Genomic DNA, 25,469 nt, shown 5'->3' on the forward strand with positions numbered 1-25,469 from the left:
TTGATTTACGAAAAGGGTGTCAATTTGTTTTATATAAAGTTTCATATTGTTTGTCTCGATACTCTGATGGGGTTGTCCCTGTACATTTCTTAAACCATTTACTAAAATATTTGCTATTAGTAATACCAATATGTTCTGCCACTTCTTGGATTGTAAGTGATGTTGTTTGAAGCATTTGCATCGCAAGTTCCAGCTTTCTTCGCTCTGTAAAAGAATGAAAGCTTTCGCCTATTACCTTTTTGAATAGCGTACTAAAATGACTCCTACTTAATCCCACCATCTCCGCTACTTCCGAAACAACAATTGGTTCTGATAAATGATTCATCGTATACAAAATAGCCTCTTTAATCGTTTTTGGCCAATTTTTAATCGTTACCTTATATTTAATCTCAAGTTCTGCAAATTGTTTCATTGATTTAACCGAATCCATCCATTGCTCTACGCTAGAAAGTTCCCTCGATGTAATCCAGTACAACTCCTCATATTTACTTTTTAAATCAATAAAAATTTGTTCTACCATTTCTTCGTTTCTTTCATTTAAAAATAGGAAACATTGATCTTTTCCACATAAGATTTTTATATATACATTCGGTACCTTTCTATCAATATCTTTCAATATAAGATGTAACCGCGATTCCGATCTTATAAAACAAGCATAATACCCATCACTCATCCAGCTCCATTCATTACGAAATAACCCCTCAAGTACCTCTTGAAATTGATTTTGAAAGCCACACATCCACTGGAAAAATTCTTCATAAAAAGGGTGTTTTTGATGCCCCATCTCTTCAACTTCCCTATGAACTGTTAAACCTTGTTGAAATTCTCGCAAGTATTGATCAAGCTCTTCATCATGCAACAATGTTTTTAACAAATAACCTGAAACGCCAAGTTTTATTCCTTCCTGCGCATACTCAAAGTCACGATGACAACTTAATAACAACACTTTTGTTTTCGGAGCCCGTTGTTTCACTCTTTTCACAAATTCAATTCCATTTACAACAGGCATGACAATATCTGTAATAATAACTTCCGGTTCATGCTTTACAAACTCCTCCCATCCCCTCTCACCATTTGGTACATCAGCTACTACTTCCATATTATAAGCCGCCCAATCAATTGCCATCTTCAATCCCTTTCGAACAATTGTCTCGTCATCCGCAATGAGCACTTTAATGCGCTTCATTTATGCGCTCCTCCCTTTGGCCAAAGAACCTTAATAACCGTCCCTTTCTTTTCTTCTGATTGGATAGTTAAACCGTACTCGCTTCCAAAATGCAACTTGAATTTTTGATCAATATTATATAATCCAAGCCCACCTTTTTGTCCTAAAGAAGGCTCTTGTAATAACTTTCGTTTCTGTTCATCCGATATACCACGGCCATCATCAATAATATGTATACATAAATGACCGTCATCCGTTTCAAATGCGTATAGCGTAATTGCACCATACCCATCCTCAAAAGCATGAAAAAATATATTTTCAAATATAGGTTGAAGTGACATCCTTGGAATACATTCACCTTCTATAGAAGGTGAGACGTTTTGTGTATAAGAAAAATGATCTCCAAAACGAATTTCCTGTACTTTTAAATAATGCTCAATAATTGTTAACTCACTTTGAAGCGTAACAAAATCATTAGTGAAATTTAAATTCCCCTCTAGTATAGCAACTAGATGATAAATCATTTCGCTTACATCATTCGCTCCTTCGAGCCTCGCTTTCCACTGAATAGAATTTAATGTATTAAATAAAAGATGTGGATTAATTTGATAATGGATTGCCTTTAATTCAGCCTCCTTTTTCAATTGTTCCTTCTCATATATTTCTTCTATTAACGTCTTAATGTGAACGACCATTTTATTAAAATTCACAGTTAAATTCCCAACCTCATCCTGTGAATTTACCGGTATGTTTGTATAAAAATTACCCTTGCTTACTTGAGACATCGCATCATCTAAGTGCGTAATATTTTCCGTTAATTTCCCTGAAATCAAGAACGCTAATATAAATGCTAAACAGAGCGACACAATAATTCCAATTAACGTGATAAATAAGATAATCGTTGACGATTGATAAAATTCTTTTTCTGGAATGATGATTTCAAGACTCCATTTATTTGATGGGATTGGCTTCTCCCAAACAATATCCGCCTTTTTCTTTTCATAAGACTTATCCGTCGTATAAATGATCTGCTGTTTTTCATCACGGATTGTAATTAAGGCATGTAGGTCTTTCTCTAACGAATCAATAAACTTAAATAACTCGGTTGCATCCGTTTCCACCAGTATCCGACTATCCTTTAAGCTACCAAATGACGTTTTAATGGGAACAAGTAAGCCTATTACTTTGTTTTTATCAGATATAGAATAATGATTCGGAACATAAATACCGTTCCAATAGCCTTGTAATGATAAGTCCCCTTGTTCTTCCCAAAATTTTTCCTGCCTCAGTTTCTGCACATCTAAATATCGATCCCCGTAGTAATAACCACTTGGGGTGATTAAAAAAACTCCCTTCGTTTGCGCTGTTTTATGCCCTTCTAAAAATCTTTCAAAATTTTTCTCGGCAATAAATTCCGTATATGATTTCGGCGCTTCTTTCTTTAAAACAATTAATGTCGGATCTGATAAATAACCTTGAATGTCACTAGCAATTAAATGCATGTGGCTTAATGTTGATTCAATTTGTGTTTGGAGCTGTGATATCGCAAACTTTCCGTAATCCCCAAACTGAGCATTTACCAGATTAGACGACTTCTCATATGACATCCAGCTAAATAAAATAAGCGGAATAAGCGCAACTAATACAAATAATGTAAGCAACTTCATACGAATACTTGTCCGAATTCGCTGTACTACCTTCCATAATCTATATTTCCTCATTAGCCCCCTCCCTTATTACACATAGGCCATCTTTATTTTTCTGAATTTTCTAACTTAATTATATTTTATCAAAACGTTAAAATCTATACAAAAAGGAGCGCTTTATGACAAGCGCTCCCTCTCCTATATTTAGGAAGAATATTTCATTGTTAAATGCAGCACAGCAACTTCATCTCCTGTATTTTTATAGCTATGTTTTTTATTCGCTTCAAACTGGATCGAATCAAATTCATTTAATTCATACACATCATTTTCCACTTGAATCGAAGCCTGTCCTTTCATTACCGTCACAAGTTCAATTGCTCCTTCATGATGAGACTCTGGCTCATATATACTCTGTGGCCTTAAACAAGCACGGTGCATTTCCATGCCTGTTTCTTTCGTATATCGAAATATAGTCTCTAACCGCCATGCTTGTCCTACATCAACTGCAAATCCTTCTCCGCAGCGTGCAACCGCTACTGGTTCTCCAACAACCATTAACCTCGACAACGGAATGGATAATCCCTTTGTTATTTTCCAAATAACCGCTAAAGTTGGATTCGTTTCACCTCTCTCGATTTTTCCTAATGTTAATTTACTAACCCCTGTTTTTTGTGCCAATTCTTCTAAACTCAGTTTTTGTTCATTTCGAATTTGCCTTAGTAACTGGCCAACTTGCTGAATAACTTCTTTCGTTTGCATATCCTCTTTTTCTTTCATATATAACAAAACCACCTTTAAATATAAAATAGTTTACTTTTAGTTAATTTAAGTATATTGTAATATACATCTCGATTCAAATTTTGAAAGGAGTGCATATATATATCATGCGTGCCATATTATTAGGTATTTTATCGTCAGCCTTTTTTTCTGCAACCTTTATTATTAACAGAGCAATGAATGTATCAGGAACAAGCTGGGCTTGGACCGCTTCCTTCCGCTTTTTATTTGCTCTTCCTATTTTATTCCTTATTGTCTTATTTCGCAAAAACCTTGGGGTTCTATGGATAGAAATGCGAAAACATCCTTTTGCATGGCTAGGATGGGGATCATTGGCCGGTATTGGATTTTATTCTCTATTAAGCTTTGCTGCGGTCTTTACTCCTGCTTGGCTCGTTGCCGGTACTTGGCAAGTTACCATATTAGCTGGGTTACTACTATCGCCATTATTTTTTATTACAATTGAAACAAAAACAGGTACCAAACGCGTACGCGGCAAAATTCCACTTCGCAGTTTATATGTATCACTTTTTATTTTAATCGGCGTCATCTGCATGCAGGCAACACAAGCAGGACATATTACTGCCACTCAATTTTTATCTGGTTTTCTTCCTGTTGTTTTAGCAGCTTTCTTATATCCATTTGGCAACCGAAAAATGATGGAAGTTGTCGGCGGGCGTCTTGATACATTCCAGCGCGTATTGGGAATGGCTATTGGTAGCCTTCCCATCGCCATTATTCTTGCAATATACGGATTTTCGACAACTGGTATCCCGACATCGGGACAAATGCTTCAAGGAGCGTTATTAGCATTATGTTCAGGTGTAATTGCTACAATGACATTTTTCTTTGCTACAGATTTAGCTAAAAATAACCTTGCCTTACTAGGTGCAGTAGAGGCAACACAAGCTGGAACAATGATATTTACTGTTCTAGGGGAAATTGTCTTCTTAAACGGTTCATTCCCTGTGGACCTCTCTCTGATCGGTATGATTATCATCATGGCTGGAATGGTTGCGAATAGCATTTTGAATCCTTCTGTTCCAATTGCTAAACAAAAGAAAACAGCATAGCAACAGATTTTAAAACATGATTCTTCTTTGAGAATCATGTTTTTTTATGTAATGGAAATTGTAAAAACCTTAATCGTTCATTTAATCGGAATATTTTTTCATTCCTTGTTTATAATTAGAACAGCATCATTCTATGTTATAATACGTTCTCATACACATTTAAAGGAGGAAAATTATGTTAAAAAAAGCAATTACTGAACTTATTGGTACATTTGTACTTGTATTATTCGGAACTGGAACAGCTGTTTTAGGCGGCGGAATCGAAGGAATTGGTACTTTAGGAATCGCTATGGCTTTCGGGCTATCAATTGTTGCTATGGCATATAGCATTGGAACAATTTCTGGATGTCACGTAAACCCAGCAGTATCTATTGCCATGTTTATAAACAAACGAATGAACGCTATGGAGCTTAGCTATTATTTATTAGCCCAAGTTTTAGGTGCTTTCTTAGGAACTGCAACGTTAGTGACAATTTTAAAATCTTCTAATATGTCTTTAGATAATTTAGGACAAAACGGTTTTGGAACGCTTGGCTTATCCGGATCATTTTTAGTTGAATTTGTATTAACATTTGTCTTTATTTTAGTAATTATTGCTGTAACAGGTAAAAAGGGTAACGCACATTTAGCTGGACTTGTAATTGGTTTCACATTAGTATTAGTTCACTTATTAGGTATCCCATTAACAGGAACTTCTGTTAACCCTGCACGTAGCCTTGCACCAGCTTTATTTGCAGGTGGGGAAGCTGTTTCTCAGTTATGGGTATTTATTGTTGCCCCAGTTCTTGGTGGTATCTTCGCAGCTCTTGTAGGAAAATTCTTATTAAATACTGAAAAATAAAATTTTCAATCTTTCTGAAAATAAAGAAGCGAGCTCATCTATATGAGGCTCGCTTCTTTACTTTTTGATTTTTGATTGTAAATTAGTAACAAGTTGTTCTACCTTAACATTCGCAAGTACATTTTCCATCGCTTCTTGTGCTTGCATTAATATAATCTCTAATACTGATTGAATATTAGCTCCAACTGGACATTCAATATTTGGATTCTCATGGAAAGAGAATAGATGTCCTTCTTCTACCACTTCCACTGCTTTATATACATCAAGTAATGTAATTTCATCTAACTCACGAGCAAGTGATGTACCACCTTTTCCAGCTTGTACATCAACAAGACCTGCTCTCTTTAACATTCCTGTAATGCGGCGAATCACAACCGGGTTTGTATTTACACTACCCGCAATCCATTCAGAGGTACAGCGAGAGTTTCTATCTATCGCAAGTAATGTTAACATATGAACACCTACTGTAAAACGACTACTAATTCCCATCTGCACACCCTCCTTTACGTTCATTCTATCAAAAGACGATACTTACTATTATATACTATTTCTTCTTTACACATAAAGAAAAAGCATGATTCCCATAGAAAATCATGCTTTTCATTCTTATTGACGCTTTATAAATTTAGCTAAATCTTTAAATTTCACTTTATCAGAGTAGTTCATGACACCATTGACATAAATGCGGCTTGTAACAGCATTTAATATACCAATTGTCACCAGTAAAACTGCTAATGTTATAGTAATCTCTAATACACCAGCCTCTCCAGCTACAATACGCGAGAATGTAACCATTGGCGTAAAGAATGGAACGTAGGAACTAACAACAACGATTGTACTATTTGGATCACTTAATGATTTGATACTAATAAAGAACGCAGCCATAATTAAAATCATTATTGGGAAGGAAACGGCTTGTAGATCCTCCGTTTTGGATACAACCGCCCCAGCTGCTGCATACATCATCGCATACAGTAAGTATCCTGTAACAAAGTAGATAAGGAACATACTGATTACTTTTGCATCTAATTTTGTAAAATCAATTGGAACTCCAAATAATGAAGCACTCTCTAGGTTTACCCATCCCAATACATATGGAATAAGATAACCGCATGCCAATATAGCAAGTTGCAATAAAGCTGTTGAGACAACTGCTAAAATTTTTGCATACATCATCGTAAGAGGCTTTACTTTCGGAAGCATTACTTCCATAACACGAGAGGCTTTTTCAGACGCAATATTCATTGCAATTGCATTTCCGAATCCGATAATAAACATATACAATGCAAATGTAAAGAAGTATGCAATACCAAAAGAAGATGTACGATCTTTTATCGCTTCTTGTTTCACCGGGATTTCCATTTGTAATTGCTGCGCAACCTCTGGTGAAACATTATTTTTAGCAATTGTTACTGCTGTATATTGCTGTTTTAAATAACTTGCCATTATTGTAGAAACCGTTTGACTTGGGAATCCGTTATACATATACGTAACTTCTGGAACTCCATTCTTTTCCGTTACATGGAATAAACCATCTAACTCTCCCTCTTCTACTTGTTTACGCAACTTCTCAAAATCTTCTTTTGAACCAACAGTCGCCTTCGCTGATGGTAATAACTTATTTACTTCATCTTCTTGCACTTTATATGTAGAACTTTCCGTTACAACAGCAATCTTATCTTTATCCTTATTTTTATCTCCATCCGAAGTAAAATGATTAAATCCAAAAATCCCAAACACAATTAAAAATAAAATCCCACTCGTAATTAACGTCTTTTTAGATAGAAATGATTCCTTAAAATAAAATGAAAATACATGAGAAAATTTACGCATTGTTATTTCGCCCTCTCTACAAATATTTCGTTTAACGTCGGCTCCAGCATTTTAAATTGTCGTAAGCTGACACCTTGTTCTTGCAACTTTTGTAAAATCATTAGGGCTTCTGTATCATCTTGCACTTTCACATAAAGGAGTCCTTGCTGTTTTTCATACGGAATATTTAGAGCTTGCAATGCCTGTTCATTTTCTACCGCATCTTCAATTGTTAAATTACGAAAACCGTATTCTTTCTTAATGTCGCTCAGCTGTCCTTCAACAACTGCTTCACCCTTCTTCAAAATACAAACATGTTGGCAAAATGCTTCTACTTGTTCCATCCGATGGCTGGATAAAATAATCGTTTTCCCACTTTGTACTTGTTCTTCAATAATACTTGCTAACATACCAGCATTAACTGGATCTAGTCCACTAAATGGTTCATCTAAAATAAGAAGTTCCGGATCATGAAGAAGCGCAGCTATTAATTGGATTTTTTGCTGATTTCCTTTTGACAGCTCTCCTGCTGTCTTATATTTATATTCCAGGATTGCTAGTTTCTCTAACCAACGATCAATCGCTCGGTCTACTTCTTTTTTTGTCATTCCTTCTAATCTTCCAAAATAGCGAAGCTGATCTATTACTCTACTTTTTGTATATAATCCTCTTTCTTCTGGAAGATACCCAATTGTCACTCCACTCTGAGATATCGCTTTCCCGTTCCATGTAATGGTCCCTTCATTGGGAGTCAATAAACCGAGGAGCATTTTAATCGTTGTCGTTTTTCCTGCACCATTTCGTCCAAGCAATCCCAACACTTCACCTTTTGGTAATGAAATTTGCAATTGATTTACTGCTTTTGATTCACCGAATATTTTCGTTAAATTTTGAATTTGTAAACTCAATGTATAAACCCTCCTCTTCTTTACCACCCTTACTCTATTCTAAACATTATGATTATTTAAAACAAAATATAGTAATGCATATGACTTTATTTCATTCGATACTCAATCCCCTTATATACCACTTCTTCCCAACCCACAATTTGTTTCATTTAGTTAAAATTGTAAATACAAAAGTATTTTTTGTCAATTATAATTGTCATTTCGACATGAATGATTGACACTAAAAATATCCTATTCCTTACTTATTATACTGAAATAGGGCATACTACTGTATACATAAATAACAATATGCAAAAATGCATAAAAAAAGCTACAAAAACCATTATATTTTAATATATAATATTAAATGATTTATTTACATCAAGGAGGATACATATGAAGATGAAAAGGGGCATTACCACTTTATTATCTGTAGCAGTTCTTTCTACATCACTTGTAGCATGTACAGGAACAGCTGAGAAAACAGTGGCAAAAGAAGAGCAAGTAAAATTAACAGATCAGCAATTGATGGCCGATTTATGGTATCAAACAGCTAGTGAAACAAAAGCATTATACTATCAAGGATATAATATCGGTCAATTAAAACTGGATGCTGCTCTTGCAAAAGGTACAAGCAAGAAGCCAGCGATTGTACTAGACTTAGATGAAACTGTTTTAGATAACAGCCCTCACCAAGCTATGAGTGTAAAAACAGGAAAGGGCTACCCTTATAAATGGGATGAGTGGATTAATAAAGCAGAAGCAGAAGCGCTTCCTGGCGCAGTTGATTTCTTAAAATATACAGAGTCTAAAGGTGTAGACATTTATTACATTTCGAACCGTAAAACAAATCAATTAGATGCAACAATTAAAAACCTTGAGCGCGTTGGTGCTCCGCAAGCAACAAAAGAACATATTTTACTACAAGACCCGAAAGAAAAAGGAAAAGAAAAGCGTCGTGAAGTTGTTTCACAATCACACGATATTGTCCTATTCTTCGGTGACAACTTATCTGACTTCACTGGATTTGATGGAAAGTCTGTAAAAGATCGCAATCAAACGGTTGAAGAAACAAAAGCACAATTTGGTGAGAAATTCATCATTTTCCCTAACCCAATGTATGGTGACTGGGAAGGTGCTTTATACGATTATAACTTCAAAAAGTCCGATGCAGAAAAAGATAAAATTCGTCGAGACAACTTAAAATCATTTGATGTGAAATAATAAAAGGATGGCTTTCGCCATCCTTTTATTATTTCATTCTTTTGAACCTTTTTATCGATATATACGAACAATCACGATGAAAATCTCCAATTTCACACATTTTTTGACATTTTCTTTGCAATTCTATTACGTTATGACTCTTATATTTCTTTTTATAAAAACTAGACTTATAATTAACATACTAGATAAACCATAAGAAAGGAATGAGATTACACAGCGTTATGAAAAAGGTAATTGTTATTTCTGCCACTACGATTGTAATCGGTATCACATCCTTCGCTTATTTCAGCTCTAAATCTCCACTACAAAATGAAGCGAAAGCTGTCGAAACACAAAGGCATATTGAACACCCAAAAGAAGAGATTCCAGCATTCCCAAAGGCAAATCATACTGCAAAGAAAATAGATGAGAATCTCTCGCTTGTTACAAATCCAGATTCACCACTAGTATTAGTAAATAAGCATCGTAAATTGCCAGATGGTTATACACCAGATGATCTTATAAGACCGGACGTCCCATTCGCATATCCAAAAGATAAAGAGAAAACATTACTTCGTCAAGACGCTGCTGTTGCTCTTGAAAAAATGTTCCATGCAGCAAAAGAACAAGGACTAGAGCTTACGGCTGTCTCAGGTTACCGCTCTTATAAGCGCCAACAATCATTACATAATATGTACATCAAACGTCAAGGACAAGCTGAAGCTGATTCAGTTAGCGCAGTTCCTGGAACGAGCGAACATCAAACAGGACTTGCGATGGATATTAGTTCTAAATCAGCAAGTTATCAGTTAGAAGAGATTTTTGGCGAGACAGAGGAAGGAAAATGGGTAGCAGCACATGCTCATGAATTCGGCTTTGTTATTCGTTATTTAGAAGATAAAACAGCTACGACAGAATATGCGTATGAACCATGGCATCTTCGCTATGTTGGCAAGCCATACGCTACATACTTACATAAACATCATCTGACATTAGAAGAAGCGATGGGTGCAAAAAAATAAGGGAGCAAATTCGCTCCCTTATTTTTTTTCATCCCACTATTCGATAGGGACGCAGAATCCCCATTTATTGAAGTAGCTTTTGCTTCCATTCCTCAAGCCAAGGCGCTCCTTTTCCCGTTTTCTTTGAAGCTTGCACCATCGCACCGCGCCCAACTAAGCAAATTTCCCCCGCTTCATTTTCTACCATATAGTGTAAATCCAAAGAAGAGTTTCCAACTGTTTCAGCTTTTACATACACCTTTAAGTGCTCGTCAAAGAAAATTTGCTTCAAAAAGTTACATTGTAAATCAGCTACGACAATCATTGTTTCCGATGCTTTATGTGTCCATTCTTGCATAAAACCAAGTTCTTTAAAAAACTCAATACGCGCTTCTTCAAAATATGTAAAAGCAACACCATTATTCATATGCCCAAACATATCTGTCTCACAAAAACGAACTTTAATAGGAATATAAAATGAAAAATCTTTTGCCCATCTCTCAAAGTCTTCAATGTAAGAAATCTTTTTCATGTTTTTCTCTCCTTTTTCTTTCATTCTAATAAGTAACATACTACATTTCAGAATAAACAAAAAATTAAAACTATAGAATCCTATATATATCCATTTTGATTTTCCAACATATAAAGTGAAACTTTAATCAGTGGGGATTTTCTCCATCCCTCACTGATTATTAGCCTTCACCAATCAGGCTTTTACGGACAGTTCATCTCCCACCTATCTTCTTTGCTTCCGCTGAATTTTGAGGTGGAAGTGTTACTGTCCGTTAATGCGGGATAAATCGCTGCTATGAAGAACAAAAAATGATCTGCACTCGTTTTCTCTCTTTGTTTTCACTTTGCATGACCGGATGCTCTCTCCCACATAAGAAAAGGTTTTATGTCGGTTTTTCACTTTGTATTTATATAAATATTGCCTCTTCGAATCGAAGAGGCAATATTTATTAATAGTTATTGTCACTACCAAAGAAATCTTTGAACGATTGAATCGTTGTATCTCGGTTTAATGCTGCAATTGATGTTGTTAATGGAATACCTTTTGGACATGATTGTACACAGTTTTGTGAGTTACCACAGTTTGCAAGACCACCATCACCCATAATTGCACGTAAGCGCTCTGCTTTATGCATTTCACCAGTTGGATGTGAGTTGAACAAACGAGCTTGCGAAAGCGGTGCTGGTCCGATAAAGTCAGATTTACTATTTACGTTCGGACATGATTCTAAGCAAACACCACATGTCATACATTTTGAAAGTTCATATGCCCATTGACGCTTTTTCTCTGGCATTCTTGGGCCTGGTCCTAGGTCATACGTACCATCAATTGGCACCCAAGCCTTAACACGTTTTAAAGCATCAAACATACGGCTACGATCGACTTGTAAATCACGTACAACTGGGAATGTCTTCATCGGTTTTATACGAACCGGTTGTTCTAATTTATCGATAAGCGCTGTACATGATTGGCGTGGTTTACCATTAATCACCATAGAACAAGCACCACATACTTCTTCTAAACAGTTCATATCCCATGCAACAGGAGTTGTATGAGTTCCTTTTGCATCAACAGGATTACGACGAATTTCCATAAGAGCCGAAATAATATTCATATTTGGACGGTATGGAATTTCAAATTCCTGATCAAACGATTGTGCATCTGGTCCATCTTGTCTCGTAATGATGAGGCGGATTGTTTTCTCAGACATGTTGTTTATCCCCCTTCTCTTCACCCTTAGCAGCTACATCATGTTTTGAAGAATAATCACGTTTACGTGGTTTGATTAATGAAATATCAACGTCTTCGTAATGGAATGCTGGTGCATTTCCTTCTCCCTCAAATTTCGCCATTGTAGTTTTTAAGAAGTTTGCATCATCACGATTTGGGAATTCCGGTTTATAATGCGCACCGCGGCTTTCATTACGGTTATATGCACCAATTGTAATAACACGTGCTAATTGAAGCATGTTTGAAAGTTGACGTGTAAATGAAGCACCTTGGTTACTCCATTTTGCTGTATCGTTAATATTAATGTGTTTATAACGCTCGATTAACTCTTCAATCTTCGCATCTGTTTCTAGTAATTTTTTATTTTCACGAACTACCGTTACGTTATCTGTCATCCATTCTCCAAGCTCTTTATGAAGAACATATGCATTTTCAGTACCATCTAACGTTAAAATATTGTTAAATTTCTCTGTTTCGATTAATTCATTTTGATCATATACAGAAGAAGAAACAGCATCAGATGATTTTGAAAGACCTTTCATATATTCAATTGCATTTGGCCCTGCTACCATACCACCATAAATTGCTGATAGTAATGAGTTCGCACCTAGTCGGTTCCCACCGTGCATAGAGTAATCACACTCACCTGCTGCAAACAACCCTGGAATGCTTGTCATTTGCTTATAATCAACCCATAATCCACCCATTGAGTAGTGAACAGCAGGGAAGATTTTCATCGGTAGTTTACGAGGATCGTCACCTGTGAATTTTTCATAGATTTCAATAATTCCACCTAGTTTAATATCTAATTCTTTCGGATCTTTATGAGAAAGATCTAGATATACCATGTTTTCACCATTAATACCTAACTTTTGCTCTACGCACACGTCAAAGATTTCACGCGTTGCGATATCACGAGGTACAAGATTTCCGTATGCAGGATACTTCTCTTCTAAGAAGTACCATGGTTTACCGTCTTTATACGTCCAAACGCGTCCACCTTCACCACGTGCAGATTCACTCATAAGACGTAATTTATCGTCCCCAGGAATTGCAGTTGGGTGAATTTGAATGAACTCACCATTTGCATAATATGCACCTTGTTGATATACAGCAGATGCCGCTGTACCTGTATTAATAATAGAGTTTGTAGATTTCCCAAAGATGATACCAGGGCCCCCTGTTGCCATAATCACGGCATCAGCTTGGAAACTTCTAATCTCCATAGATTGTAAGTCTTGTGCAACGATTCCGCGGCATACACCCTCATCATCAATAACAGCACGTAAGAAATCCCAACCTTCATATTTCGTTACGAGTCCCGCTACTTCATGACGACGTACTTGCTCATCTAATGCGTACAATAATTGTTGACCAGTTGTCGCACCAGCAAACGCTGTACGGTGATGTTGTGTTCCTCCAAAGCGACGGAAATCAAGAAGTCCCTCTTCTGTACGGTTAAACATAACACCCATGCGATCCATTAAATGAATAATACCTGGTGCTGCCTCGCACATTGCTTTAACTGGTGGTTGGTTCGCTAAGAAGTCCCCACCATAAATTGTATCGTCAAAGTGGATCCATGGAGAATCCCCTTCACCTTTCGTATTTACGGCACCGTTAATACCACCCTGTGCACAAACAGAATGTGAACGTTTTACTGGTACTAAAGAAAATAGCTCCACGTTTACTCCTGCTTCTGCTGCCTTAATCGTTGCCATTAAGCCGGCCAAGCCACCGCCGACTACTATAAGTTTCCCTTTCATGCTCTCCCACTCCTTACTGATTTGCTAGCTGTGGATCGATGAACGCTAATAATGCACTCACACCTACATAAGATAAACCTAGGAAAATAGCTAATGTTACATAAGTAGAGATACGTTGTGAACGTGGCGATACTGTAATTCCCCAGCTAATGCAGAATGTCCATAGTCCATTAGCAAAGTGGAAAATTGTTGATACAACCCCAACCAAATAGAAACCAAACATAGCTGGGTTGTTTAAAATATCTGCCATCATATCATAGTTTACTTGTTTACCTAACAATGCTTGAATACGAGTTTCCCAAACGTGCCAAGATATGAAAATCAGCGTAACGATACCTGAGATCCGTTGGAAGACGAACATCCAGTTACGGAAGTAACCGTAAGATACCGCATTGTTCTTAGCTGTAAATGCAATATATAATCCATATATAGCATGGTACAGTATTGGTAAAAAGATGACGAAAATTTCTAGCGCATACCGGAATGGAAGGAGCTCCATAAAATGAGCAGCTTTGTTAAAAGCCTCTGCTCCTCTTGTTGCAAAGTTGTTTACTACTAAATGTTGCGTCAAAAAGACACCAACCGGAATGACCCCCATTAATGAGTGCCACTTGCGAAACGTATACTCGCGGCCTTTCATGTCCCCATTACCCCCCTTGAGTGTTTGACTGCTGCTTTCAGTATTAGTTTATAACAATAATGTTTTTTCACTATTGCTATAAGAAAAACTGAAAAAATTATTCGAAATATTTCAGCATAATTTGATACCAAGTTCATTTTACTCCTATTTTTGTCGAAGCGTCAAGAAAACGTATACATAATTTGTACATAATTTGCATATAATTTGCCAATTCTTTTTTTCTTCCTATTTATTAAGATTTTCCCAAAGAAAGTTCTGTTTTTATAAATGGGAAATGTTATATAATAATCCCTATAGAAAGAGGGGAATATTGTGAGCAAAAATACAATTGATATAGCATCTTTACAAGATGTTTCATTAAACGCCTTCGCTTATGAATTGCTGCGTGAAGAATTACTACCTGATCTAATTGGTAAAGAATTAGATGATATCTTATACTGGGCTGGCCGAAATCTAGCGCGAAAATATCCGTTAGAAACCATTGAAGAAGTCATTCACTTTTTTGAAAAAGCCGGCTGGGGCACTTTAAACATCATTGAACATAAACGTCGTGAAATGCACTTCCAGCTGACAAGCCCACTTATTACAGAGCGTCAAAAACAAAAAAAACATTCTTCTTACCAATTAGAAGCTGGATTCATTGCAGAGCAAATTCAAAAGCAACGAAACGTTGTTGCAGAGTCATATGAAGAGCAAAAAAAGCGTTCGGATTCCATTACATTCCTCGTAAAATGGGACGTGAAAGATCTCATCGAAGTGTAGAATCCATAACAACAGTCAACTAGACATATAGGTTTAGTTGATTTTTTTATTTTTGCATATTCATTCATTTTAGATGATTTTTAATCTTCTGAAATTATATCAAAAAATAGAAGACGTTGTAAACTACAACGTCTTCTTATCTGTTAAATAAGAATAGATGGTCTCTGCCACATTTTGCGGCATCCCTACTTCGACAAATTCCGTCACAGAGGCCTCTTTCATCTTCTTTAGTGAACCAAAATGTTTTAACAATACTTTTTTTCGCTTTTCTCCGATTCCAGGAATTTCGTCTAATGCAGATTGAATAACTGATTTTCCATGAAGCTGACGATGAAACGTAATGGCAAATCGATGCACTTCATCTTGGATACGCTGTAGTAAATAAAATTCTTGGCTGTTCCTTTCAAGCATAACAGGCTCAGGTGGATTACCAATGATTAAATGTGATGTACGATGCTTATCATCCTTAACAAGTCCAGCCATCGGAATGTATAAACCAAGTTCATTTTCAAGTACATCACTTGCAGCTGCTAGATGTCCTTTTCCGCCATCAATTACAATTAAATCAGGCAGTGGCAAATTTTCTTTTAACGCGCGGGTATAACGGCGCCGTACCACTTCTCGCATCGATTCATAATCATCTGGCCCTTGCACCGTCTTGATTTTATATTTTCGATACTCTTTTTTCGCTGGTTTTCCATCAATAAATGCAATCATCGCTGAAACTGGATTCGTTCCTTGGATATTTGAATTATCGAATGCTTCAATACGATAAGGCGTTTCAATATTAAGCTGTGCACCTAAATTTTCAACAGCCTTAATCGTCCGCTCTTCATCACGTTCAATTAAATAAAACTTCTCCTGCAAGGCAATCTTCGCATTCTTATTTGCCAACTCAACAAGGTCTTTTTTCTTTCCACGTTTCGGCTGCGTAGCCTCCACTTCTAAAAATCGCTCTACTAATTCAGAATTAATACTTCCTGGTACTACAATTTCTTTCGGCTTAAAGTGGCTGCTTTGCTCATAAAATTGACCGATAAATGTTAAAAATCCTTCTTCTGGCTCATCATAAATCGGAAACATGGAGACATCACGTTCAATTAACTTTCCTTTTCGAACAAAGAAAACTTGTACGCACATCCACCCTTTATCAACTGCGTAACCAAATACATCACGATCGACTAAGTCGCTCATAATCATCTTCTGCTTTTCCATAATTGCATCTATATGAGCGATTTGGTCCCGCAGTTCTTTTGCCCGTTCAAACTCTAATTTCTCGGATGCCTCGTACATTTTTGTTTCTAGTTCTGAACGCACTTCTTTATGTCCACCATTTAAAAACTTTATAATTTCATCTACAATTTCTTTATTTTGCTCGTCTGTTACTTCTTGTACACAAGGCGCTAAACATTGACCCATATGATAATATAAACAAACTTTATCTGGCATATTTGTACACTTACGGAGTGGGTACATGCGATCTAGTAGCTTTTTTGTTTCATGAGCTGACTGCGCATTTGGATATGGACCAAAATACTTTCCTTTATCCTTTTTGACATTTCTCGTAATAAGCAAACGCGGCTGTTTTTCAGCTGTAATTTTAATAAATGGATATGTTTTATCGTCTTTTAACTGGATGTTATATTTTGGATCATATTTTTTTATTAAATTTAATTCTAAAATAAGTGCCTCGAGATTCGAGGAAGTAACAATATACTCGAAATCGACAATCTCTCCTACCAGACGTAGTGTCTTCCCATCATGTGAACCAGTGAAATACGAGCGCACACGATTTTTGAGCACCTTTGCTTTTCCAACATATATTACTGTTCCTTGCTTATCTTTCATTAAGTAACAACCTGGCTGATCTGGTAAAATCGCTAACTTTTCTTTTAAATGCTCGTGCACTCGTATTCCTCCGTTCCCTATATACTTATCATTGTTGTTTCAAAACAAAAACATGCAATGTTTAAATCCCCAACATACGTTCCTTTATTGTAACGGAAAGCAGAAAAAAAGGAAAACATTATACATATTTTCGTCTTTCAACATAGAATTTTACTATTGATCTTCATGTTAAACTAACAAAGTGGAATTCTTGATTTTGTTTTTTAACCTTTGATCATGATGTGCTATACAAACGATTTGTACATAAAATACCAAAAAAACATTCAATATAGAACATCAAAGAAAAGCGCAAAAAGAAGGATAATAATGGAAAAATTTCAAAGACGCACACCGTTTCTGTTCTCGTAATAGAATTCACTTAGAAAAGGACACTGTATGTGGTTGTTTTTATTGTTTAGAAATTTTTAGACCAAGTAAAATTAATGATTGGTGGGATGAGGATGATACAGCCGTTTGTCCCTATTGTGGTATTGACTCTGTTATAGGAGAGGGTTCTGGATTTAAAATTACAGAAACCTTTTTAAAAGGAATGCGGCAAAGATGGTTTGATTAGATAAAGTGAAACTTCCGTCACCAATCGGGTTTTTACGGATATCATTATCGTCTAACAGAGACTTAAAATAAAAAAACTGCCTCATGGCAGCTTTTTTATTTTAGAAGTGTTTAGAAACTAATTCTACTAACGCTTCTTTTGGTTTGTAACCTAACGCTTGGTCAACCACTTTACCATCTTTTAATACGAAAAGAGATGGAATGCTCATTACTTCAAAACTACGAGCTGTTTCTTGGTTTTCATCAACGTCTATTTTTACTACTTTTACTTTTTCGCCTAATTCTGCATCAATTTCCTCTAATACAGGAGCGATCATTTTACAAGGCCCACACCATGGTGCCCAGAAATCTAATAATACAATACCTTCGCTTGTTTCAGCTGCGAAGTTTTGGTCAGTTGCGTTTACAATTGCCATTTTATTTCCTCCTTCAAGTGTATTCTACCAAAAGTATATCATTAACTTATATACGTGGCGAATATTATGTATCGTTATGTATTGTAACAAAAAAATGTTCCTTTATACTATATAAAAATACAGATTACATGCTAAAAAGGTGAGAGACAGGGGATCCCTCACCTTTTCTATATATAGGGGTACTTCACTTGGAACTCAAGGGTACTCAAATCATGAATGCACTTTTAACTTTTTAAACTCCTCTGTTAAAAGAGGCACTACTTCAAATAAGTCACCGACAATACCATAGTCAGCTACTTTGAAGATACTCGCTTCTGGATCTTTGTTAATTGCAACGATTATTTTAGAATTAGACATACCAGCTAAATGTTGAATCGCTCCAGAGATACCACATGCAATGTATAAGTCCGGTGTAACAACTTTACCTGTTTGTCCAATTTGTAATGAGTAATCGCAATACTCTGCGTCACAAGCACCACGTGATGCACCAACAGCACCACCTAGTACATCTGCTAATTCTTTTAACGGTTTAAATCCATCTTCGCTCTTCACTCCGCGTCCGCCAGCAATAATAACTTTCGCTTCTGAAAGATCCACGCCTTCTGCTGTTTTACGAACAACATCTTGAATGATTGTACGTAAATCTTTTACATCAACTGTAATAGAAGATACTTCACCTGTACGAGAATCATCTTTTTCAAGCGGCGCGATGTTATTTGGACGTACTGTCGCAAATAGAATGCCATCTGTTACAATCTTCTTCTCAAACGCTTTACCAGAATAAATTGGGCGTGTAAATACAACATTACCACCCGTAACTTCTAGTGCAGTTACGTCAGAAACAAGGCCTGCTCCAAGTTTTGCAGCTAGTTTTGGTGATAAGTCTTTACCAAGCGCCGTATGTCCAAAGACAATTCCTTCCGGCTTTTCCTCAGCATATACAGCAAGAAATGCTTGTGCATAGCCATCAGATGTATATGATTTTAATTTATCATTTTCAACTGTCACAACGCGATCTGCACCGTAATGAATCAATTCATTTGCAAAAGAAGCAACGCTTTCTCCTACTAGAAGACCAACTACTTCACCGCCTTCTGCAATTGTTTTTGCTGCTGCTACCGCTTCAAATGAAACGTTACGTAGTGATCCGTCACGAACTTCACCCATTACTAATACTTTACGAGCCATAGATTTTCCCTCCTGCATATATAAATTCGTATTTTATTAGATTACTTTCGCTTCTGTATGGAGCAACGATACAAGTTCTTTTACTTGGTCTTGCAGCTCGCCTTGTAACACTTTTCCTGCATCTTTCTTAGGAGGCAAATAGATTTCAATTGTTTTTGTTTTTGCTTCCACATCATCTTCCTCTAAGTCTAGATCATCTAATTCTAGTTCTTCAAGCGGCTTTTTCTTTGCTTTCATGATACCAGGAAGAGATGGGTAACGAGGTTCATTTAAACCTTGTTGCGCTGTTACTAAAAGCGGTAGTGATGTTTCAATCACTTCTGTATCCCCTTCAATATCGCGCTCAATCCTCACGTTTGTACCGTTAATTTCAAGTTTCGTAATTGTCGTTACGTATGGAATATTTAACGCTTCAGCTACACGTGGCCCAACTTGTCCAGATGCACCATCAATCGCTACGTTTCCACCTAAAATTAAATCTACATCTTTATCTTTTAAATACTCAGCAAGTACTTTTGCTGTTGTAAATTGGTCACCATTCTCAACATCATCTTCAATATTAATTAATACCGCTTTATCACAGCCCATCGCTAGCGCAGTACGAAGCTCTTTTTCACTTTCTTCACCGCCAACTGTTACAACTGTAATTTCGCCCCCTTGTGCATCTCTTACTTGAATTGCTTCTTCAATCGCATATTCATCGTAAGGGTTGATGATGAATTCCGCTTCGCCATCATAAATTGCACCGTTTTTAATTACGATTTTTTCTTCTGTATCAAATGTTCGTTTCATGAGTACGTAGATGTTCATTCCATTTACCCCCTTGTTTTTCAGAAAGATTCCATCAATTCTAATATTCCGTTAATTTATATTAAAAAAATAATTGGACTACCTACCACTAAATGAAGGTTTACGTTTTTCTAAAAACGCAGCTACACCTTCTCTTCCATCTTCACTCGTAAACACCTCACCAAATATTTGCGCCTCACGCTGCACACCTTCATAATAATGAGATGATTTTGTTGTTTGCAAAAGCTCTAACACAGCACGAGTTGTCGCTGGGCTTTTACTCGCGATTTGTTTCGCAATTTGGAGCGTTTCTTCTAAAATTGATTCTTCAGAGAACACGCCGTTAACAAGTCCCCATTCTAATGCCTGTGCACCTGTAATCGGTGTACTTGTTAGCATCATTTCACAAGCCTTTGCTTTGCCAACATAGCGCGGCAAGCGCTGTGTACCCGCAAAACCAGGAATTAATCCAAGCGTTAACTCTGGCAAACCAAGCTTTGCACTTTCAGTTACAAATCTCATATGGCAAGACATAGCGAATTCAAGGCCGCCGCCAAGTGCCGCTCCATGAATTGCCGCAATAACTGGCTTTGAGCACTTTTCTACACGCTCAAAAGTCACTTGACCAAGCTGCGCTAACTCTGTCGCTTGCTTCGCTTCCTCAACAGAAGTGAATTCTTTAATATCTGCTCCTGCTGAGAAAAAGCGCCCTTCGCCATGAAGTACGATAACGCGGACATTTTCATCCTTTTCAACTTGATCAATTAACTCAGTAACGTCATGCATAACTTGTGAAGACATCGCATTAGCTGGCGGATGGTTTAACTTCGCCACCGCGATATGATCTTCCACTGTTACAGATAGGAATTTCAACATGATCCCTCCCATTATTGACGATAACCACAAGCTGAAATAAGCAGCCCATGTACCGTTTTTGAAAGTGCGACCAAATCATATTTATGATCGCTCATTACCCAATTGGTCACAACTTCATCTACTGTTCCAAAGATCATTTGTCTTGCCACGCGAACATTTAAATCCGCTTGAAATTCTTCTTGTCCTATACCTGTTTCTAAAATCTCATCGATGACTTGCAAATATCCTTTTAATACTTCATTTATTTTGAGGCGTAGGTCTTGGTTGGATTGACGAAGCTCTAGTTGCGTAACGATAGCAAGAGGATCATTTTGTGACAACAGCAAGAAGTGCGTTTCTACCAACATAAATAACTTCTCTACAGCGCTTTCAATTCCTGCTGTTTTTTGACGAATTGTTTCGATAAATTCTCCCATCTTCTCTTGGAATAAGGATATTAATATATCTTCTTTATTTTTAAAATATAAATAAATAGTTCCATCAGCTACCCCAGCTTGCTTTGCAATTTTAGAAACTTGTGCTTGATGGTATCCATTTTCTGCAATCACAATAACCGCTGCATCAATAATTTGGTTATATTTTGGTCGATTTTTTTTCACTTTACTGTCCCCTTCAAGAAGATGACTGAATGAATAATCATTCACATTTTAATAATACTGATTATTTTAAAAATTGTCAATCCTATATTTCCAAAAAGAAAGGGCCTTTAGCCCGTCTGCTCATCCTCTTTCTTCCGCTCTTCATCTATAAGTACACGGCGTAAAATCTTTCCAACTGTTGTTTTTGGCAACTCGCTCCTGAACTCATATACTTTAGGGACTTTATACGCAGCTAAATATTTTCGAGCAAACTGATCTAATTCTTCTTCAGAACAAGCTTCTCCTTCTTTTAATACAACAAAAGCTTTTACAGTCTCTCCGCGATACGGATCCGGAACACCAATTGCAACAACTTCTTGCACCTTTTCATGCTCATACAAAACTTCTTCTACTTCGCGTGGATACACATTGAAACCACTAGCAACAATCATATCTTTCTTACGATCTTTCACATAGAAAAATCCATCTTCATCCATATAACCAATATCACCGGTATGGAGCCAACCATCTTGCAATACCGCTGCCGTCTCCTCTGGTTTATTCCAATATCCCATCATGATCTGAGGACCCTTCACAACAATTTCACCAATTTCACCTGGTGGTAACGCTTCTCCCGTTTCAATCGACATAATGCACGCATCGGTATCTGGCCACGGAACGCCAATGCTTCCTGGCACACGTTTTTCCCACAAGAAATTACCATGTGTGACTGGAGAGGATTCTGTCAATCCATACCCTTCTACTAATTTACCGCCTGTAACCTTTTCAAACTTCTCCTGTACTTCTACTGGAAGTGGAGCAGAACCACTAATACAAGCACGAATCGAAGAAATATCATATTCCTGAAGCAGCGGACTATTTAAAAGTGCAATATAAATCGTCGGGGCTCCTGGGAATAGTGTAACTTTATGCTTTTTAATCGCTTCAAACACCATTTTCATATCAAATTTCGGAACAAGAACCATTTTATATCCTTGCATAATAGCCAAATTCATCACAGCTGTCATCCCGTACACATGGAAAAAGGGAAGGACTCCCATCACAACTTCTTCTCCTTCTGTACAGTTATATAACCAATGCGCTCCCATTAATGTATTCGATACAAGATTTTTATGCGTGAGCATAACACCTTTCGGAAAACCTGTCGTACCTCCTGTATATTGCAGGAGTGCTAAATCATTTTCAGGATCACAAGGTACTTCTATTATTCCATCACTTTCTCTTTCTACCGATTTCCAAACATGAATCGTATCACTTTCCGTTACTTTTACAACAAGATTCGTTTGCTTCTTTTGTACAAATGGATACAGTAAATTTTTTGGAAATGGTAAAAAGTCGGCAATGCGGGTCACAATAATGTGTTCCAGCTTCGCAGCAGACTGAACGTTGGTGACTTTCGGAAAAACGAGATCGAGACAAAGAATAACTTTCGCCCCAGAATCATGGAGCTGATATTCTAGTTCTCTCTCTGTATAAAGAGGATTTGTTTGTACCACTATGCCACCTGCTAGTAACGTACCGTAATATCCAATTACAGCTTGCGGGCAATTTGGTAACATAATCGCAACTCGATCACCTTTTTTCACACCAATCCTCTGAAGATAATTTGCAAATTGTCTCACCTTACAATCCAGCTCTGAAAATGTAATATCTTTCCCTAGAAAATGAAGCGCTTTCTTTTCGGGGTACCGAGAAGACACCTGCTTCAAATATACATGGAGCGGCTGAATATCATAAGCGATTGTATGTGGAATTTCCTCCGGATAATTTCGTAGCCAAGGTCTTTCCATCCTCATTCCTCCTTCCTATTCTTACACAACTAAAATGAATGTCCATTCATGGTGATTGTTTTCATTATATTATAGTCGTAACCTTGTTACAATCACAATATTCTGACTTTTATATAACTATTCATTGAAAAACTAACTTCATTTTATAAAGAAATTTATTTTTCTCTTTAATGTTTCGTTAATTGATAAGTTCATATTTTGAAAGCGTTATAGTAAAAAAGATATTTTAGTGTTCTAAAAGAAATAAGTTTTTATCAGAATAGAAAGAAAAGTATCCATCTCTTATTCTCGTACCAACGATATTCTTCTTGATGAAACAGCTCGATGTTCTTGTACTCGGAGACGACTTAGCAACTGGGCTAGGACAACCTGTAAACAAAACACGCTTTGCACTCATCATTTTAGCGACATTACTCGCATCGATTAACATTGCCGCTGTTGGAACAATCGCTTTCCTAGGACTCGTTGCACCGCACTTAGCACGCATTGTTGTCAGTATGAATCATCAAAGATTATTTGTTTGTTCAGCGCTATTTGGAGCAATCCTTCTCTCCATCGCTGATTTACTGGGACGAACGATTGCATATCCGAAAGAGATTCCTTCAGGGCTTGTAGTTGCTGTACTTGGAGCTCCTTACTTCTTGTGGTTGATGAGGAAAAGTGGGAAGAAAGTTAATTAAAAAAAGAAGGCTTCTTTTGTTTAGAAGCCTTCTTTTTCATTAGTGCGGCATAAAGTTAACATAAGCTTTATAAAAGAAATATATTACAAATGAATACATGCATATATAAAATATACTTCGTTTCCCTCTTAATGCCCATGTTAGTTTTTTATCCTGTAGTGATAACTCTATTCCACTAGCTTTTTTCACCTGACGTAACACTTGGAACAATTCACGATATTCATCATCAATTCCTAATAATAAGTACTCTTTACCATTTGTATATTTTATATATAAAAACTCACTGCCGCCCTTACGATCTAATACTGTTTTCATAGAGACAATTTCATTTAATTGATATACTTTTAAATCAACATCATTGTAATATTTATCTACAAAGAAAACATATAATCTTTCATTTGTAACAACGAGAACACTATTAATACCAAAATGCATAGCGAGAGCGCCTATTCCTAACATTGTTGCTGTTCCTGTTTGTGATCCTTTCACACGAGGGTTAGAAGCGATCATGCTATATAAAATCTCTTCATCTTTCTGTAAATCACCTTGTACTTGCTGATAACAACGCTGCATTAAAATATTTTTTGTTACTACTTTTTTTGCACGTTTTATTTTCTGGTTATCTACTTTTGTTTCAGCAGTATACTCCACCACATCTTCATCGCTATATTGTAAATTGCTTAGTCCCTGCAACAACTCCTCTTTTCGCATCCTTTTCCCCTCCTATTATCTTTTTTAGTTTTTTCCGCCCTCTTGAAAGCCTGCTATAAACAGTATCTGTTGTCAGACCTAATTCAGAAGCAATCTCTTGCACACTATATTCATCTAAATACCTTTTTATAAAGATTTTCTTATCTTTATTGCTTAGCGATCCAATTAAAATATAAAAGTTTTCTTCCTGTTCTTCTTTCGTTTGATTCGTATCATGCATCTCTTCATATATATCTTGCTGAAATTCTTGTAATTGATAGGCTTGATTACTTTTCCTCTTAAAATCAATGGCTTTAAACTTTGCGACAGATATAAGCCAATTCTTAAACTTTCCACGCTTCTCATCATAACTATTAATGTTGTACCAAATGATTAATAAAATATCATCGACACATTCATCCACTAGCACTTTACTATGCGATGTATCTAATACACTGTGAACAACTTTATAAATTAAATCTCCATATTGATCAATTGCTGCATGCAATGCGGTCATATCTTTCTTTCGTAAACCTTCTACTATTTCTATTTCTCTCATCCCTATCACCACTCTTTGCTTCATTCTCTATTCACTTAATATACGAACTCTAATGTGGTTTTTCTGACATTTCCATAAAAATCTTTCTAAATTCACATATATATT

25 protein-coding genes and 1 pseudogene are annotated in these 25,469 nt (G+C 36.5%); 7 read left to right on the plus strand and 19 right to left on the minus strand.

Annotated elements, in window-relative coordinates; all coding sequences use genetic code 11:
* Nucleotides 1-19: 19 nt before the first annotated feature.
* The 3 genes from AZF08_RS04075 to AZF08_RS04085 form a co-directional block, all read right to left on the minus strand.
* The gene (locus tag AZF08_RS04075) at nt 20-1,186 is read right to left on the minus strand and encodes a response regulator transcription factor (protein ID WP_033672783.1); all 1,167 of its coding nucleotides are present in this window, start codon (nt 1,184-1,186) and stop codon (nt 20-22) included.
* On the minus strand, nt 1,183-2,886 hold the full coding sequence (locus AZF08_RS04080; RefSeq protein ID WP_051725620.1) for a sensor histidine kinase: 1,704 nt from the start codon (nt 2,884-2,886) through the stop codon (nt 1,183-1,185). The genes AZF08_RS04075 and AZF08_RS04080 overlap by 4 nt, the downstream gene beginning before the upstream one ends.
* A gap of 129 nt (nt 2,887-3,015) precedes the next feature.
* Entirely contained in the window at nt 3,016-3,588 is a 573-nt protein-coding gene (locus AZF08_RS04085) for a helix-turn-helix domain-containing protein (RefSeq protein ID WP_033672784.1), read from the minus strand.
* A gap of 107 nt (nt 3,589-3,695) precedes the next feature.
* Here AZF08_RS04085 and AZF08_RS04090 point away from each other — a divergent pair, with 107 nt between their 5' ends.
* Both AZF08_RS04090 and AZF08_RS04095 read left to right on the plus strand, forming a co-directional pair.
* Entirely contained in the window at nt 3,696-4,661 is a 966-nt protein-coding gene (locus AZF08_RS04090; RefSeq protein ID WP_033672785.1) for a DMT family transporter, read from the plus strand.
* A 175-nt stretch (nt 4,662-4,836) separates the two neighbouring features.
* Complete coding sequence (locus tag AZF08_RS04095; RefSeq protein ID WP_033672786.1) at nt 4,837-5,502, plus strand: aquaporin; 666 nt, start codon at nt 4,837-4,839, stop codon at nt 5,500-5,502.
* Between the two features lie 57 nt (nt 5,503-5,559).
* Here the strand turns inward: AZF08_RS04095 and AZF08_RS04100 are convergent, their stop codons facing one another.
* The 3 genes from AZF08_RS04100 to AZF08_RS04110 all read right to left on the minus strand — a co-directional run bounded on the left by AZF08_RS04100 (nt 5,560) and on the right by AZF08_RS04110 (nt 8,222).
* On the minus strand, nt 5,560-5,991 hold the full coding sequence (locus tag AZF08_RS04100) for an Rrf2 family transcriptional regulator (RefSeq protein WP_033672787.1): 432 nt from the start codon (nt 5,989-5,991) through the stop codon (nt 5,560-5,562).
* Nucleotides 5,992-6,108: 117 nt separating this feature from the next.
* Nucleotides 6,109-7,335 (minus strand): ABC transporter permease, encoded by a 1,227-nt coding sequence (locus AZF08_RS04105; RefSeq protein ID WP_033672788.1) that lies wholly within the window; start codon nt 7,333-7,335, stop codon nt 6,109-6,111.
* Nucleotides 7,336-7,337: 2 nt separating this feature from the next.
* The gene (locus AZF08_RS04110) at nt 7,338-8,222 is read right to left on the minus strand and encodes an ABC transporter ATP-binding protein (RefSeq protein ID WP_033672790.1); all 885 of its coding nucleotides are present in this window, start codon (nt 8,220-8,222) and stop codon (nt 7,338-7,340) included.
* A gap of 375 nt (nt 8,223-8,597) precedes the next feature.
* Between AZF08_RS04110 and AZF08_RS04115 the strand changes: the two genes are divergently transcribed.
* Nucleotides 8,598-9,425 carry a 5'-nucleotidase, lipoprotein e(P4) family gene (locus AZF08_RS04115; protein ID WP_033672791.1) on the plus strand — a complete coding sequence of 276 codons (828 nt, stop codon included), beginning with the start codon at nt 8,598-8,600 and terminating at the stop codon, nt 9,423-9,425.
* Between the two features lie 221 nt (nt 9,426-9,646).
* Nucleotides 9,647-10,426, plus strand: a complete 780-nt coding sequence (locus AZF08_RS04120; RefSeq protein WP_033672792.1) for a M15 family metallopeptidase — start codon at nt 9,647-9,649, stop codon at nt 10,424-10,426.
* 64 nt (nt 10,427-10,490) lie between these two features.
* Here AZF08_RS04120 and AZF08_RS04125 read toward each other — a convergent pair whose 3' ends face one another.
* The 4 genes from AZF08_RS04125 to sdhC all read right to left on the minus strand — a co-directional run bounded on the left by AZF08_RS04125 (nt 10,491) and on the right by sdhC (nt 14,555).
* Nucleotides 10,491-10,937, minus strand: a complete 447-nt coding sequence (locus AZF08_RS04125) for an acyl-CoA thioesterase (protein WP_033672793.1) — start codon at nt 10,935-10,937, stop codon at nt 10,491-10,493.
* Between the two features lie 430 nt (nt 10,938-11,367).
* Nucleotides 11,368-12,129 carry a succinate dehydrogenase iron-sulfur subunit gene (gene sdhB / locus AZF08_RS04130; protein WP_033672794.1) on the minus strand — a complete coding sequence of 254 codons (762 nt, stop codon included), beginning with the start codon at nt 12,127-12,129 and terminating at the stop codon, nt 11,368-11,370.
* Nucleotides 12,122-13,915 (minus strand): succinate dehydrogenase flavoprotein subunit, encoded by a 1,794-nt coding sequence (gene sdhA / locus AZF08_RS04135; protein ID WP_033672795.1) that lies wholly within the window; start codon nt 13,913-13,915, stop codon nt 12,122-12,124. Before sdhA ends, sdhB begins: the two co-directional genes overlap by 8 nt.
* A gap of 13 nt (nt 13,916-13,928) precedes the next feature.
* Nucleotides 13,929-14,555, minus strand: coding sequence for a succinate dehydrogenase cytochrome B558 (sdhC, locus tag AZF08_RS04140; RefSeq protein ID WP_033672796.1), 627 nt, complete (start codon nt 14,553-14,555; stop codon nt 13,929-13,931).
* 312 nt (nt 14,556-14,867) lie between these two features.
* Between sdhC and AZF08_RS04145 the strand changes: the two genes are divergently transcribed.
* A complete protein-coding gene (locus AZF08_RS04145) occupies nt 14,868-15,317 on the plus strand; it encodes a YslB family protein (RefSeq protein ID WP_033672797.1) in 450 nt (149 codons plus the stop codon).
* A gap of 123 nt (nt 15,318-15,440) precedes the next feature.
* On the opposite strand, the gene uvrC is transcribed toward AZF08_RS04145, so the two are convergent.
* Entirely contained in the window at nt 15,441-17,225 is a 1,785-nt protein-coding gene (uvrC, locus tag AZF08_RS04150) for an excinuclease ABC subunit C (RefSeq protein ID WP_033672798.1), read from the minus strand.
* Between the two features lie 352 nt (nt 17,226-17,577).
* On the opposite strand from uvrC, the gene AZF08_RS31070 reads away from it, so the two are divergent.
* Nucleotides 17,578-17,778 (plus strand): cytoplasmic protein, encoded by a 201-nt coding sequence (locus AZF08_RS31070; protein ID WP_082245985.1) that lies wholly within the window; start codon nt 17,578-17,580, stop codon nt 17,776-17,778.
* Nucleotides 17,779-17,878: 100 nt separating this feature from the next.
* On the opposite strand, the gene trxA is transcribed toward AZF08_RS31070, so the two are convergent.
* The 6 genes from trxA to AZF08_RS04180 form a co-directional block, all read right to left on the minus strand.
* Nucleotides 17,879-18,193, minus strand: coding sequence for a thioredoxin (gene trxA, locus AZF08_RS04155; RefSeq protein ID WP_033672800.1), 315 nt, complete (start codon nt 18,191-18,193; stop codon nt 17,879-17,881).
* A 210-nt stretch (nt 18,194-18,403) separates the two neighbouring features.
* Entirely contained in the window at nt 18,404-19,381 is a 978-nt protein-coding gene (gene etfA / locus AZF08_RS04160) for an electron transfer flavoprotein subunit alpha (RefSeq protein WP_033672802.1), read from the minus strand.
* A 36-nt stretch (nt 19,382-19,417) separates the two neighbouring features.
* On the minus strand, nt 19,418-20,191 hold the full coding sequence (gene etfB / locus AZF08_RS04165; protein WP_033672804.1) for an electron transfer flavoprotein subunit beta: 774 nt from the start codon (nt 20,189-20,191) through the stop codon (nt 19,418-19,420).
* A gap of 78 nt (nt 20,192-20,269) precedes the next feature.
* Nucleotides 20,270-21,046 carry an enoyl-CoA hydratase gene (locus AZF08_RS04170; protein WP_033672807.1) on the minus strand — a complete coding sequence of 259 codons (777 nt, stop codon included), beginning with the start codon at nt 21,044-21,046 and terminating at the stop codon, nt 20,270-20,272.
* A gap of 11 nt (nt 21,047-21,057) precedes the next feature.
* Complete coding sequence (locus tag AZF08_RS04175; RefSeq protein WP_438823427.1) at nt 21,058-21,645, minus strand: TetR/AcrR family transcriptional regulator C-terminal domain-containing protein; 588 nt, start codon at nt 21,643-21,645, stop codon at nt 21,058-21,060.
* 107 nt (nt 21,646-21,752) lie between these two features.
* On the minus strand, nt 21,753-23,435 hold the full coding sequence (locus tag AZF08_RS04180; protein ID WP_033672812.1) for a long-chain-fatty-acid--CoA ligase: 1,683 nt from the start codon (nt 23,433-23,435) through the stop codon (nt 21,753-21,755).
* Between the two features lie 272 nt (nt 23,436-23,707).
* Here AZF08_RS04180 and AZF08_RS04185 point away from each other — a divergent pair.
* Nucleotides 23,708-24,115: pseudogene (locus AZF08_RS04185) on the plus strand (FecCD family ABC transporter permease); the annotation flags it as partial.
* A gap of 39 nt (nt 24,116-24,154) precedes the next feature.
* On the opposite strand, the gene AZF08_RS04190 reads toward AZF08_RS04185, so the two are convergent.
* The gene (locus tag AZF08_RS04190; protein WP_033672815.1) at nt 24,155-24,826 is read right to left on the minus strand and encodes a hypothetical protein; all 672 of its coding nucleotides are present in this window, start codon (nt 24,824-24,826) and stop codon (nt 24,155-24,157) included.
* Complete coding sequence (locus AZF08_RS04195) at nt 24,780-25,364, minus strand: sigma-70 family RNA polymerase sigma factor (protein WP_033672899.1); 585 nt, start codon at nt 25,362-25,364, stop codon at nt 24,780-24,782. The genes AZF08_RS04190 and AZF08_RS04195 overlap by 47 nt, the downstream gene beginning before the upstream one ends.
* Nucleotides 25,365-25,469 lie beyond the last annotated feature (105 nt).

This window comes from Bacillus gaemokensis (genome assembly GCF_001590835.1).
GTDB classification, from domain to species: domain Bacteria; phylum Bacillota; class Bacilli; order Bacillales; family Bacillaceae_G; genus Bacillus_A; species Bacillus_A gaemokensis.